Origin of the sequence: Mesorhizobium ciceri biovar biserrulae WSM1271 (genome assembly GCF_000185905.1) — a bacterium.
Taxonomy (GTDB): Bacteria; Pseudomonadota; Alphaproteobacteria; order Rhizobiales; family Rhizobiaceae; genus Mesorhizobium; species Mesorhizobium ciceri.
The window spans coordinates 2201845-2214478 of the sequence record NC_014923.1; the positions used below are offsets into that span (position 1 = coordinate 2201845).

At 63.9% G+C, this 12634-nt stretch carries 13 protein-coding genes; 4 read left to right on the forward strand and 9 right to left on the reverse strand.

Going from position 1 to position 12634, the window contains the following annotated elements; all coding sequences use genetic code 11:
* The first annotated feature begins 105 nt into the window (after positions 1–105).
* Positions 106–1185 carry a siderophore-interacting protein gene (locus MESCI_RS10510; protein ID WP_063170323.1) on the forward strand — a complete coding sequence of 360 codons (1080 nt, stop codon included), beginning with the start codon at positions 106–108 and terminating at the stop codon, positions 1183–1185.
* Between the two features lie 7 nt (positions 1186–1192).
* On the opposite strand, the gene MESCI_RS10515 is transcribed toward MESCI_RS10510, so the two are convergent.
* From MESCI_RS10515 to MESCI_RS10535, 5 genes are all read right to left on the reverse strand, one after another.
* Positions 1193–2296 (reverse strand): AbrB family transcriptional regulator, encoded by a 1104-nt coding sequence (locus tag MESCI_RS10515; protein WP_013529931.1) that lies wholly within the window; start codon positions 2294–2296, stop codon positions 1193–1195.
* Between the two features lie 91 nt (positions 2297–2387).
* Complete coding sequence (locus MESCI_RS10520) at positions 2388–2633, reverse strand: type II toxin-antitoxin system Phd/YefM family antitoxin (RefSeq protein ID WP_013529932.1); 246 nt, start codon at positions 2631–2633, stop codon at positions 2388–2390.
* Positions 2634–2661: 28 nt separating this feature from the next.
* The gene (locus tag MESCI_RS10525; protein WP_013529933.1) at positions 2662–2970 is read right to left on the reverse strand and encodes a putative quinol monooxygenase; all 309 of its coding nucleotides are present in this window, start codon (positions 2968–2970) and stop codon (positions 2662–2664) included.
* 62 nt (positions 2971–3032) lie between these two features.
* A complete protein-coding gene (locus MESCI_RS10530) occupies positions 3033–3812 on the reverse strand; it encodes an SDR family NAD(P)-dependent oxidoreductase (RefSeq protein WP_013529934.1) in 780 nt (259 codons plus the stop codon).
* Positions 3813–3937: 125 nt separating this feature from the next.
* Positions 3938–4375 (reverse strand): DsrE family protein, encoded by a 438-nt coding sequence (locus tag MESCI_RS10535; protein ID WP_013529935.1) that lies wholly within the window; start codon positions 4373–4375, stop codon positions 3938–3940.
* Between the two features lie 102 nt (positions 4376–4477).
* Between MESCI_RS10535 and MESCI_RS10540 the strand changes: the two genes are divergently transcribed.
* Positions 4478–5596 carry a hypothetical protein gene (locus MESCI_RS10540; RefSeq protein WP_013529936.1) on the forward strand — a complete coding sequence of 373 codons (1119 nt, stop codon included), beginning with the start codon at positions 4478–4480 and terminating at the stop codon, positions 5594–5596.
* 19 nt (positions 5597–5615) lie between these two features.
* Positions 5616–5822, forward strand: coding sequence for an antitoxin (locus MESCI_RS10545; protein WP_013529937.1), 207 nt, complete (start codon positions 5616–5618; stop codon positions 5820–5822).
* Positions 5823–6024: 202 nt separating this feature from the next.
* On the opposite strand, the gene MESCI_RS10550 is transcribed toward MESCI_RS10545, so the two are convergent.
* Both MESCI_RS10550 and MESCI_RS10555 read right to left on the reverse strand, forming a co-directional pair.
* Entirely contained in the window at positions 6025–6972 is a 948-nt protein-coding gene (locus MESCI_RS10550; RefSeq protein ID WP_013529938.1) for a cation diffusion facilitator family transporter, read from the reverse strand.
* 5 nt (positions 6973–6977) lie between these two features.
* Positions 6978–9167 (reverse strand): anthranilate synthase, encoded by a 2190-nt coding sequence (locus tag MESCI_RS10555; RefSeq protein WP_013529939.1) that lies wholly within the window; start codon positions 9165–9167, stop codon positions 6978–6980.
* 319 nt (positions 9168–9486) lie between these two features.
* On the opposite strand from MESCI_RS10555, the gene MESCI_RS10560 reads away from it, so the two are divergent.
* Positions 9487–10257, forward strand: coding sequence for an isocitrate lyase/PEP mutase family protein (locus MESCI_RS10560; protein WP_013529940.1), 771 nt, complete (start codon positions 9487–9489; stop codon positions 10255–10257).
* Position 10258: 1 nt separating this feature from the next.
* Here MESCI_RS10560 and MESCI_RS10565 read toward each other — a convergent pair whose 3' ends face one another.
* Together MESCI_RS10565 and MESCI_RS10570 are read right to left on the reverse strand one after the other, a co-directional pair.
* Positions 10259–11314, reverse strand: coding sequence for a M14 family metallopeptidase (locus MESCI_RS10565; RefSeq protein ID WP_013529941.1), 1056 nt, complete (start codon positions 11312–11314; stop codon positions 10259–10261).
* An 86-nt stretch (positions 11315–11400) separates the two neighbouring features.
* Entirely contained in the window at positions 11401–12573 is a 1173-nt protein-coding gene (locus tag MESCI_RS10570; protein WP_013529942.1) for an MFS transporter, read from the reverse strand.
* Positions 12574–12634 lie beyond the last annotated feature (61 nt).

The window sequence follows — 12634 nt, forward strand, 5'->3', positions numbered from 1 at the left end:
CAGTGATAGTCATGTTTGTGTGGAAGCGCTTGAGCGGCTGTGGCATGCCGCTGACCGCGGGGGCGCTGCGGCGCTTGCCCCGAACTGTTGCATAGGACTTGAATGATGGACCAATTGAGCGCGCAAACCCGGATCAGCGACGCGGCGATCAGGTCGGTGATGGACCGGCTGCGCGCCGAGCACAGCGAATTCGAGATCGACACCGGCGTCGCCGACCAATGGGAGCTTCGCCTCTATTATGGTTCGTTGAGCGCCACGCTCGATGATGAAAGCGTACTGATCCGCGTCGCGGCGTCCGACGAAACCTGCCTGTCCTACATGAAGATGACGGTTGCCGGCCATGTCGCCGAACATCTCGGCACGACCAGGGGCATTCATTGGCAAGGCGACGGCGTTGACGCCGGCACGCCGGTCTTCTTCCGCGAGATCACGGTGATGTCGTCGACGCGGATTTCGGCGCATATGCAGCGTCTGCGCTTCGCCGGCAAGGATCTCGGCCGGTTCAGCCATGGCGGCCTGCACATGCGGCTGCTGCTGCCGCCGGCTGGCCGCCAGCCGCTCTGGCCGACGATGGGCGCCGACGGCCTGATTGTCTGGCCTTCGGGCGACGATGCTCTTGCCGTGCGGGTCTACACGATCCGGGCGCTGGATGCCGCAAGCGGCTGGCTCGATGTCGATTTCGTGCTGCACCCCGGCCAGGAGACGCCCGCCGCCAGCTTCGCGCAAAATGCACGGGCGGGAGATGTCATCGGCATGATCGGACCCGGTGGCGGCGACGCTCCGGTGGCGCAGACCTTGCTTCTGCTCGGCGACGACACAGCACTTCCCGCCATAGGCAGGATTCTGGAAGATCTGCCGCCGTCAACACGCGCTGAGGCGCTGATCGAGATCGATGGGCCGGACGACCGGATGGCGCTGGCGCAAGGGGATAATATCGACATCACCTGGCTTTACCGGCACGGCCGCGAGGCCGGCACCGCGGGCCTGTTGTCCGCCGCCTTGCGCGAGCGCAAGCACATGGCGCTTGCCGACGGCCTGTACGTCTGGGTCGGTTGCGAATTTGGCGATTTCCGGGAGATCCGCAAGATCGTGCGCAAACAGTGGGGCCTGCCGCGCGACCGCCACCTGGTTACGGCCTACTGGCGCCGGGACGCGCACAGCGTGGGCGAGGGCGGCGAGGACTAGCCGCTGCCTATTGCCTGACGCTTCTCGCCACCAGCCGCGCGACGCTCGGGCCGATCAGCAGCACGATCAGGAAGCGTGCTGATTGCAGCGCCATGACGAAAGAGATGTCGACGTTCTGCGCTGCTGCAGCGATGATGGCGATGCTGTCCATGCCGCCGGGGCTGGTCGCCAGATAGGCGGTCAGCGGATCGATGCCCAGGAGATGGCTGATCATGAAGGCAAGGCCGCCGCAAAAGGCGATCAAGGCCACGATCGAGGCGATGATCTGCGGCAAGGCGCGCGCCGCATGGCGCAGGATCGCCCTTGTGAAGTTCAGGCCGATCGACCAGCCGACCATGGCGTAGCTGACGGCCAGCAGCCATTGCGGCAATTGCATTTCCACGCCCAAGCCGAGATGGACGACGGTGCCGAAGATGAAGGTGCCGAGGAAGAAGGGCGAGGGCAGTCGGCACAACTTTCCCGCCAGGCCGCCTACGACCGCGATGCCGATGGTGGCGGCGAAGGCTTGGGCATCGATCGGCGGAAACCAGACGATGGCGGGGATTTCGACCTCAGACGTGTCGACCCACATCTTGGCAACGAGTGCCGCCGTCATCGAGACGAAGATGACGCGCAGATATTGCATGAAAGCGACGAGCCGCTGATCGGCGCCGAAGGCACCCGCCATCAGCACCATGGCGGTGGCCGCACCCGGCGACGAGCCCCAGACGGCGGTGGTGCCGGGCAGGATGCGCCAGCGGCTGATCAGCCAGCCGAGCAGGCTGGAGGCTGTGACGGTGGCCACCACGACGCCGAGAAACAGCGGCCATTCCTGGGTGAAGACCGGAAAGATGTCGGCCGAGATCGACGCCGCGACGAGGCAGCCGACGATCGCCTGGGCGGAGCCGAACAGAAGACGCGGCACGCGCACCGTGGCGCCATTGGTGCCGGCGACGATGGCGGCCAGCATCGGCCCGATCAGCAGCGCCGCCGGCAGGGCGGCGAGTTCCAGCGCGCCGGCAAACAGCAAGGAAACAACCAGCAGGGCAAGCCACTGCCAGAGCTTGCGCATCCGCGCCATGCGCTCGAGTGTGGGCAGGTCCGGGGAGGGCTGCTCGGCCGAGGAATCCATGTTTCGCTCTTAGACCCGCAGGGCGAAAAATGCGAACCGCGATTCACAGAAAAATGATTGTTTCACCCGCCCAGGTGTCGAGTAACAGGTCTCACAAGCCGGCGTTGAACCGTTGCTCGATCTCATTGCGACCCATGCGGTCGAAATCGTCGGGGACGGAAAACTGGCCGGCCATAAAACCGACCCGTCGCGCCTGCAGCGTCGGCTGTTCGATCGGCACGATTCTGGCCAACGGCTTGCCGGCTTTGGCAATAACAAACGACTCGCCTTGGGCTGCACGTCTCACAAGGCGCGACAGATGAGCTTTCGCATCGCGAATGTTTACTGTCTGCGTCAAAGATTGCTCCTCAAAATTGGCATCGAACTCACCCCGTCTTGCTGTCGGCTAGGCCGAAGCCGCCGACGGGGTGGGTCTCGACCTGGAATTCGAAGCCGGCGATGAACGGCCGCGCCTTGGCGATCGCTGCCTGGACTTCGGGAAGCTGCAGCGAGGCCTTGTGGCTTTCGGCGTCGGTCCACACTTCGGTGACCCAGATCGCGTCGGCATCGGCGGGATCGCGCGCGATGATATAGCTCAGGCAGCCCGGCAGGGCGCCGGTGCTGGCGCGCAGGAGGTCCATGACCGCGTCGCGCTGGCCGCGCGACGCCCGCATCTTGCCGATCAGTCCGTACATTCCGTTGTCTCCTTTGAGGTTTTCGACAAGAGCGTGCAGATCGCCAGTATGGCGATAGCCGTTCAAGGCATCAACTGGCCGCCATTCACCTCGATCACCTGGCCGGTGATGTAGCCGCTGAGAAGGTCGGAAGAGAGGAACAGATAGGCGCCGACGCAATCCTGCGCCGTGCCGGCGCGTCCCTGCGGAATGGTGGCGACCATGCCCTTGATCTGCTCGTCGGTCGAATAGCGCTCGTGGAACGGGGTGAGAATGGTGCCGGGCGCCACCGCGTTGACGCGGATGCCGAAGCCGATCAGCTCCTTTGCCATGCCGCGCGTCACATTGGAGACGAAAGCCTTGGCAGAGCCGTAAAGCCCGGCGCCGCCGCCGGCACCATTGCGGGCGGCGATCGAGGAGGTGTTGACGATGAAGCCGCCCTGTTTCTTCAGCCACGGGATCGCCTTGCGCGAAGCAGTCAGCACCGAACGGGCGTTGAGGTCCATCACCGCATCGTAATGCGCCTCGGTCTGCTCGGCATAGGGGATGCGGCCGAGCATGCCGCCGGCATTGTTGACCAGCCCGTCGAGGCGGCCGAAATATTGCGCACTGTCCTCGACGACGCGCTCGACATCGGCGGCAACGGAGAAATCGCCCTGGACGAGAAACACCTCGCCGCCCTTGTCGGCAATCGTCAGGCCGAGCTTCTCGGCGGCGTCGCGGCTCGAGTTATAATGCAGCGCCACCTTGCATTTCTGCGCTGCATAGGCCAGCGCGAGCGCCGCCCCGATGCCGGTCGATGCACCGGTAACCAGCACTGCCTTGCCGGCAAGATCGGGTATGCTGAGTGTGGTGGCTGGCACGGTTCTTCCTCCGGGATGTCTGCCTGCCCTTCGTAGGCCCTTGCCACCCCGGTGTTCAAGCCTTGGAGCAATTCAAGGAAAAGTGTGAGCGCTTTCCCCGGGGGATTTGCGTCAAACAAACCGCTCTACGGACGCAGATAGGCGTAACCCTGGCCTTGCAGTTCGGCGAGTTTGACGACGCCGCCCTTGTCGGCGGCATGAAATCCGGCGAGCAGGTCGGGGAGTGTGATGTCCATGCCGTGCATGGTGTTGGCGCAGGCGTGGGGTTCCAATCCCTGCTGCACCAGGCCGGCGAAGCGCCCGGAAATCGCGGCCGATATGCCTTTCGACTTGAAGGCCGCGAGCGCGGGACCATGCACGACCAGCACGATGTCGACCTTGCCGCCGGTGCCTTCATAATGGTTCTTGATGTTGCCGAGCACGAAATTGACCTTGTCGGTGTCGCTCAAGTGGTAGGCGACTTTTTGCCTTGTGGGCTCGGTGGCGGCTGCCTGTGCTGCCCGCAGACCGAGAAGCGTTCCGGTTCCGGCAAGAACCGTGCGGAACATGTCGCGCCGGCGCATGGCATCCTCCTCCGCTTGGCGGCTGACCGCGAATTGCGTGACTCCAGCCGCAATACTAGCATAAATTGCCGTTGCGTCCTTTCGATGCGGAGGAGAGGTCACATGGCGTTGAAGGAATGGGCGTTTGGGTTGGGGGAATGGAAGACGGTTGCCGGCGCCGGGTTTTGCGCCGTGCTGCTCGGCGCGCTTGCCGGATCGGCCTCCGCCGACGATGCGCTGAAGCTTACCGAACTCAGTCCGAACGGCGCTGATGCCTGTTTCGGCCGCGTCTATGATGGGGCGCATCTCAAGGCGCACCCGAAGCAGAAGGTGGCGCGGATCTTCTTCTACTACGGCCATGATCCGGTCAGCCGGCCGAACGAGGAACCGACCGGGAATTCCGACACGTCCTACAATGCCTTCATCGCCACCACCGTGCGCGGCGCCAAGTCGCCTGAATGGGCCGGCGGCTGGTGCAATCATGCTTCCGAGGACGGCAAGACGGGCCCGGTCCATTGCGGCATGGAATGCGACCGGACGCTTGCGTCGCTGAAGGTCGATGACAAGGGTCGGCTGTTCCTCTCGGATCTGCAGCCCGACATCTATCTCGATGCCGGATCAGAAGAGGAGCTTGGCGCAGCGGAATATGACAGGCGGGCGCTCGGCTCGGAGGATGACAATTTCCGCCTCGACCCGATGCCGGCAGCGACCTGCCAGGCGGAGTTCGCGCGCATCGACCCAGTCGCCGCTGCGCTCGGAGCTCCGCTACGCGAGCGGCTGAAGCCGGACCAGGCGTTCTGCTATGGGCGCGACTACGATGCAGCGCATCTCGGCTCGCACCCCGATCAACTCACCCAGTCGATCCGGGTTTTCCGCGGCAAGGTAGAACTGGCGTCCTTCGCCTCGGGCGGTGACACCGCCAATTGGCCAGACGGCGCCGACATTGCCGTTACCGTCACCACACGGCAGAAATCGGCCAAGGTGACGCAGACCTATTCCTGCCAGGGCGAAGCCGACCAGTGGCGCTGCGCGGCCAGCACGAAGATGAGCAATTTCTCCTGCGACATCGCGCAGAAGGAGATTTTCCTCAAGCGTGGCGCCAACGGCACGATGATGCTGGCCAACCCAAACAGCGCGCTTGCAATCGTCGACCTGTGTTCGAAGGCGGACGCCGGAAAGACGAAATCCGACGACAAGGTCTATCGGCTGCAGCCGATGCCGCAATCGGCCTGCTCGCCTTGAGCTTCAATGGAGGGCGCGAATGGATAAGGCAAAAGTCTTTTGGTCTGGCGGATCGCAAGCAGTACGCATGCCGAAGAAATACCGTTTCGATACCGGCGAGATTTCAATCCTTCGCGAGGGCCGAGCGGTCGTTCTCGAACCGCTTGCGCAGGATTGGGTCTGGCTCGACAGTTTGACCGGGCCACTTGACGACGATTTTGTTGAGGCAGCTTTGGAAGGCCGATAGAGACTGGCGGCGCAGACCATAGGATCCATGCGTGACATCTGAGCGCTGCTGCGGTGCAGAATTCTGTTCCGCTGCACTCTACGGACAAGGTCGCGGCATGGATCTTCGGGTCTCCGCGACGGAGCTTCGCTCCTGCTTCGCCCGTGGATGACGAAGTCGAGAAGCTTCGGTTAATTTTCCCAAGTCGCTACAGGAAATCGCCTCAGGCAAACGGCACGGCGGTTGTGCCCTTCGGCAGCTTGGCCTCGTCGTCGGGCTCGACGTGGATGGTGACGCGCACCGAGGGGATTTCGGCCTTCAGCGCGTCCTCGATGCGGTCGCAGATGACATGGCTGGCGCCGACCGACATGTCTGCGTCGACGACCAGATGAAACTCGATGAAGGTGGCGCGGCCGGCGATGCGCGTCTTGAGGTCGTGCACTTCAAGCGCGCCCTTGCAGTTGGCCGAGATGACGTCGCGGATGCGCATGTGCTCCTGGGTGTCGACGGCGCGGTCCATCAGCCCGTTCATCGACGAGCCGATGACATGCCAGCCCTGCCACAGAATGTTCAGCGCCACGAGGACGGCAAGTGCGGGGTCGAGGATCTGCCAGCCGGTCAGGATCGCCCCGACCAGGCCGCCGAAGACCCCGATCGAGGTCACCACGTCGGTCATGATGTGGTTGCCGTCGGCGACCAGTGCCGGTGATTTCTCCGCCCTGCCGGCGCGGATCAGCGTCCAGGCCCAGAAGGCGTTGATAATCGTGGCAACGCCGTTGACCGCAAGACCTTCCCAAGGCTGTTCCAAGGGTGACGGAGTCTGCCAGGAGCGCCAGACCTCGTTGAGGATCAATAGCGCGGCAAGCACGATCAACACGCCTTCCAGCACTGCCGAGAAATACTCGGCCTTGTGATGGCCGAAGGGATGATCCTGGTCGGCCGGCTTGTGGCTGATCTGGATCGCCCAGAAGGCGGCGACCGAGGCGATGACGTTGACGATCGATTCCAGTGCGTCCGAATAGAGTGCGACTGAGCCGGTGACGTACCAGGCGGCAGCTTTCAGCGCGAGCACGACAAAGGCGACGATAATCGACCAGAAGGCGAGGTTCGCGACCTTGCGCTTCGCGGCCGCCTTGGCCGCGATCGCCATCGTGTTCTCGGCTTCGGCCATGATCGTCAGGCGGCCTTTTCCTTGGCCTTGCGCGGCAGGTGGGCGACGATGTTCTCGATGATGCGCATGCCGGCATTGTGCCCGAGCGTCATGATCGATTCCGGGTGGAATTGCACTGCGGCGATCGGCTCCTTGCGGTGCTCGAAGGCCATGATGACGCCGTCCTCGGTCTCGGCCGTGACGATGAAATCGTCGGGCAGCCGCACCGGATCGGCAAAGATCGAGTGGTAGCGGCCGACGGTGACTTCCTTGGGCAGGCCGGAGAAGATGATGCCGGGCTTGGAGACGCGGATGCGCGACGGCTTGCCGTGCATCGGTATGTGCAGCTGCCGCAGTTCGCCGCCATAGGCCTCGGCCAATGCCTGCAGGCCAAGGCAGACGCCGAAGATCGGCAGTTCGCGGGCGCGCGCCTTCTTGATGGTTGCGGCGCAATCGAAGTCCTTCGGCGTGCCGGGGCCGGGCGACAGCACGACGAGGTCGGGTTTCAGCCGGTCGAAGACTTCCTCATGCACCGGCGAGCGAACGGTCGAGACGTTGGCGCCGGTCTGGCGAAAATAATTGGCCAGCGTGTGGACGAAACTGTCCTCGTGGTCGACCAGCAGGATGTTGACGCCGTCGCCGACGCGCGCGGTGGTGCGCTCGGTGCTGGCGGAATTGCCTGTCTTGGCGTCGCGGATGGCGGAGAGCATGGCGGATGCCTTCAGTTCGGTTTCGGCTTCTTCTTCCTCGGGAATGCTGTCGAACAGCAATGTGGCGCCGGCGCGCACTTCGGCAATGCCGTCCTTGATACGGATGGTGCGGAGCGTCAGGCCGGTGTTCATGTCGCCGTTGAAATTGACCATGCCGATCGCGCCGCCATACCAGGCGCGCGGGCTCTTCTCGTTCTGCTCGATAAAGCGCATGGCCCATAGCTTCGGCGCGCCGGTGACGGTGACCGCCCAGGCATGCGACAGGAAGGCATCGAAGGCATCCATGCCTTCGCGCAGCCTGCCTTCGATGTGGTCGACCGTATGGATCAGGCGCGAATACATCTCGATCTGGCGCCGGCCGATAACGCGCACCGAACCCGGCTCGCAGACCCGCGACTTGTCGTTGCGGTCGACGTCCGAGCACATGGTCAGCTCGGATTCGTCTTTCTTCGAGTTGAGCAGTTTCAGGATCTGCTCTGAGTCGGAAATTGCGTCGTCGCCGCGCTTGATGGTGCCCGAGATCGGGCAGGTCTCGACGCGGCGGCCGTTGACGCGCACGAACATTTCGGGCGAGGCGCCGATCAGATATTCACCTTCGCCCAGATTGATGAAGAAGGAATAGGGCGACGGATTGATGGCCTTCAGCTTGCGCGAAATCTCGGACGGCTGCGTCTCGCAGCGCTCGTAGAACATCTGGCCCGGCACGACCTCGAACAGGTCGCCGCGCTTGAACGAATCCATCGCCTTGCGCACCAGGTCGGCGTATTCGCCGGGTTCATGGTCGCCGCGCGGCGGGATGCGGTCGGGGCTCTTGAACGGCTCGGAGATTTCGTCGCGCGGCAGCCCTTCGGTCGAAAAACCCTCGCCGGCATAGTCGTAGCGGTCGGTCCATGCCTTGGCCGAATAATGGTCGACGACCAGGATCTCGTCAGGCAGGAACAGCACCAGGTCGCGCTGGCTTGGCTTGCGTTCGAGCTTGTAGTCTACCGGGTCGAACTGGAAGGCGAGATCGTAGCCGAAAGCGCCGTAGAGACCTAGATTGGCGTCTTCCTCGGTCTTGAACAGAGCGGTGATGGCGCGCAGCACCGTGAACACCGAAGGAACGCGGCTGCGCTCTTCTTCCGTGAAGACACGGCCGGGCTTGGCGACGTCGAGACGGATGAGCCTTTTCGATGTCTCGGCGATGGTGATATCGGCCAGGCTACCCAGCGCCTTGCCGATGACCGGCAACAACACCTCGCCACGGCCGTTGAGGGCCTCGACACGCATCGCGCGGCCGCGCGCGGAGATAACCAGAGGCGGGTCGATGATGGCGGTGTCCCAGCGCGTGTAGCGGCCGGGATATTCATAGTTTGAGGAAAACACCGCGCCGCGGCGCGAATTCAGGCCGTCGACGTAAGCGTCGATCGCGCCCGCATACGGCCGGTCGTGGCGCGCGCGGGTGATGGTGATGCCACCCGCGGTCACGAAACTTTCCGCGCCGTTTTCCAGAACCTTCATCGTCATTGCCGTCTCCATCAGCTTCTTGGGGCAACGGACCCGGGAATGGCTTGGAAAAAACAAATGGCCGCCCGGACTTTCCGTTGCGGCCACCCTCTCTATTCACGCGCACGTGTTCGAACAGGCCGCTGTCAGCAGGCCCACCACCAAATGGTCTTGATCGAACGCATATTCATGGCGAAATCCATAGCTGCGAAAAGAAGGATGCGCAACAGGTTTGAAAGTCTGTTCGTTGGCCGCCGCTTCTCAGGCTCATGGCACATCGCCAGAGCCGACAGTGCCGCTTAGAGTGCTCATCCAACAGCAGGAAGACGGGAAAATAACCATGACCGAGCAGATCGAGCGTGCGCGGACGTTTCATTCCCTCCACGTCAAGGGCAACCCGGTCGTCCTCTACAATGCCTGGGATCCGGGTTCGGCCAAGATCATCGAGAAAGCGGGTGCCAAGGCGATCGCCACCGGAAGCTGGCCGGTCGCGGCCGCGTTCGGCTACGCCGATGGCGAGAAAATCCCGCTGGAACTGGCGCTCGACAACATCAAGCGCATCGTCGGGTCGGTCGACCTGCCGGTGACCATGGACCTCGAGGGCGGCTACGGCGTTGACCCGGAAATCGTCGCTCGCACGGTGACGTTGGCGCTGCGGGCCGGCGCTATCGGTTTCAATTTCGAGGATCAGATTGTCGGTGGCAGCGGCCTGCATGACATTTCCGTGCAGGCAAAGCGCATCGAAGCCGCGGCGGCGGCCGTCAAGGCTTCCGGCATACCGGCATTCATCAACGCTCGAACCGACATCTTCCTCAAGGCGAAACCGGATGCGCATGATGACCTTCTGCTCGACCAGGCCATCGAGCGCGCACAGGCCTTCGAAAAAGCCGGCGCGCACGGCTTCTTTGCGCCGGGCCTTGGCGACGAAGGCCTGATCGAGACGCTCTGCAAGGCAATTGCGTTGCCGGTCAACATCATTGCGCTGGCGCATGTGCCGCCGCGCCAGCGGCTGGCGGAACTGGGTGTCGCCCGCATCAGTCACGGCCCGGTGCCTTACCGGCAGATGGCGGAATGGCTGGAGGCGAAAGCGCGACTGGCTATTTCGGGCTAAGTCAGTCCTCCAGCGTTCCCGACCGGGCATCAGTGCTCTTCCTGTCGCCGACCAGCTTCAGAAGATCTTCGCCGGCGCGGATGATGCGGCGCGAGCGGCGGGTCAGGATGATGCCGTCCTGCGGTGCGAACACTTCGGTGCGGCCATCGGCTTCACCCGGTGCATGGACGATGGTGGCGAGGCGCGCGCCCTTGGCGACGCGGTCGCCGGGCTTCACGTCATAGAGCACGGCACCGGCCCGTGGCGCCGGCATCATGTCGATGTTTTCCAATGGCGCCACGAAGCCGGTGAAAGGACCCGGCGCGGGCAGGGCGCTGTCGGCGATCACGCCGCGCGCCACCAGCAGCCGGTAGAGGCCGTCGGCGTCGGCGGCGGCCAAGGCACCATCGACATCGAGGATGCCGCGATATTCGACGGTGGTGGCGACGCGACGGTCGAGCTTGGCCACATCGGCGGGGACGTTCTGATAGGGCATGATCGAGGCGCCCTCGAAGGTGCCGTCAGTGTCTTCGCTCCACAGCACGACCGCGTCGACGCCCATGGCCGCGGCGCAATCGGCCATACCAGGCCACAGGCTGGTGTGGACGTAGAGATAGGCGAGGCCCTCGTCATCGCAGTGCAGGTCGAGCACGATGTCGTGGCCGAGCGACAGCTGCACCAGCCGGGTCTTCAGCCGCTGGTCGACGCTGCCAAGGGTGGTGTCGGGCAAGAGCGCTGTGTCGGGCGCCGTTAGCAGCGGAAAGCCGCGGTTGAAATTGGTGCGCGTGCCGAGATGAAAGCGGCCCTGATGCTCGCCGAAATGATATTGCGCCCGGCCGATCGGGTTGGCCCAGGGCACGATGGTGAGGTTGCCCTTGATGCGGCCTTCGGCCTCCGCCCTGGCAAGCATCGGCATCAGCGCGTCGATGGCGACGACACCCGGCAACTCGCCGGCATGGAGTGCCGCCTGCAGATAGGCTGAAGGAGCAGCCTTGTCGGAACCAGTGAAGCGGAACAGCGGGAATTCGTAGGAAACCCCTTCGCTTTCGCCGGCGATGCGTTCGATCGATTTCTGCATGACTTCCTCCATCAGGAGCGAGAGACATGCGATTTGAAGGCGCCGATGTCGATTGGTCCAGCCTGCCGCGCTATGGGCGCAAGAGACTATTCAGCCGGAAGCGGGATGACCGGCGCGCGCCGGTCCAGCGCCTGCGACAGCACAGCGACGGTGACCGCCAAAAGAGCGAGTGCTGCGCCGACCAGCGGCAAATTGGCATAGGAAACACCGGCGGACAGGGCCACGCCGCCTATCCAGGCGCCGCTGGCATTGCCGATATTGAAGGCGCCCTGGTTCAGCGTGGCGGCAAGGTTCGGTCCCTCGGAGGCCGCCTCGACGACCCGGATCTGCAACGGCGGCACGACGACGAAGATGAGCAGGCCCCACAGGAAGACGATGCCGATGGCAACGCTGGCGATTGCGCCGAACTGCCTGAATCCAACGAAAAGCAGGGCCATCAGCAGCAGGGTGCCAATCACTGTCGGCATCAGTTTCCAGTCGGCCAGTCTGCCGCCGATGATGTTGCCGATGGTCATGCCCGCGCCGAACAGCAGCAGAACCCACGTGACTGCCGAGGTCGACAAGCCCGATACCTCGGTGAGGTAGGGTTTGATGTAGGTGAAGACGGTGAACAGGCTTGCGGAGGTCAGCGCCGCGATCAGCATGGCCAGCCAGACCTGCAGCTTGCCCAGCACGCGCAGCTCGCCGCGCAGGCCGCCACCGCTTGGCTCGGCGACATCGGACGGCACCAACCAGGCGATCGCTGCCACCGAGATCAGGCCGATACCGACCACGGCAACGAAGGTGGAGCGCCAGCCGAACGCTTCGCCAAGTGCGGTTCCGGCGGGAACACCCAGGATGTTGGACAGCGTCAGCCCGGCGAACATCAGCGCGATAGCGCTGGCGCGCTTGTTGCGCGGCACCAGGCTGGCGGCAACGACCGAGCCAATGCCGAAGAAGGCGCCGTGGCCGAAAGCGGTGAAGACGCGCGCGGCCATCAGCGTCCAGTAGTTGGGCGAGATGGCGCAAAACAGATTGCCGACGACGAACAGCACGGCCAGCCCGACCAGCACCGGCTTGCGCGGCAAATGCGCAGTGGCCATGGCGACGATCGGGGCGCCGAAGACGACGCCCAGCGCATATCCGGTAACCAGCAGGCCCGCCGCGGGGATCGACACGCCGAGGTCGGCGGCGACCTCAGGCAGCAAGCCCATGATGACGAATTCGGTGGTGCCGATGCAGAAGGACGCAATGGCAAGCGCAAGGATCGGCAAGGGCATGGTGCGTCCAGACTGAATCGGTTCAATTCCAGACTGCGCGAAGCACGCCACCGTGCGCAAG

Bases quoted from the DNA above. Each gene is read 5' to 3' on its own strand.
- MESCI_RS10510 (WP_063170323.1), top strand. From the start codon at position 106: ATGGACCAATTGAGCGCGCAAACCCGGATCAGCGACGCGGCGATCAGG.
- MESCI_RS10515 (WP_013529931.1), bottom strand. From the start codon at position 2,296: ATGGATTCCTCGGCCGAGCAGCCCTCCCCGGACCTGCCCACACTCGAG.
- MESCI_RS10525 (WP_013529933.1), bottom strand. From the start codon at position 2,970: ATGTACGGACTGATCGGCAAGATGCGGGCGTCGCGCGGCCAGCGCGAC.
- MESCI_RS10535 (WP_013529935.1), bottom strand. From the start codon at position 4,375: ATGCGCCGGCGCGACATGTTCCGCACGGTTCTTGCCGGAACCGGAACG.
- MESCI_RS10540 (WP_013529936.1), top strand. From the start codon at position 4,478: ATGGCGTTGAAGGAATGGGCGTTTGGGTTGGGGGAATGGAAGACGGTT.
- MESCI_RS10545 (WP_013529937.1), top strand. From the start codon at position 5,616: ATGGATAAGGCAAAAGTCTTTTGGTCTGGCGGATCGCAAGCAGTACGC.
- MESCI_RS10550 (WP_013529938.1), bottom strand. From the start codon at position 6,972: ATGGCCGAAGCCGAGAACACGATGGCGATCGCGGCCAAGGCGGCCGCG.
- MESCI_RS10555 (WP_013529939.1), bottom strand. From the start codon at position 9,167: ATGACGATGAAGGTTCTGGAAAACGGCGCGGAAAGTTTCGTGACCGCG.
- MESCI_RS10560 (WP_013529940.1), top strand. From the start codon at position 9,487: ATGACCGAGCAGATCGAGCGTGCGCGGACGTTTCATTCCCTCCACGTC.
- MESCI_RS10565 (WP_013529941.1), bottom strand. From the start codon at position 11,314: ATGCAGAAATCGATCGAACGCATCGCCGGCGAAAGCGAAGGGGTTTCC.
- MESCI_RS10570 (WP_013529942.1), bottom strand. From the start codon at position 12,573: ATGCCCTTGCCGATCCTTGCGCTTGCCATTGCGTCCTTCTGCATCGGC.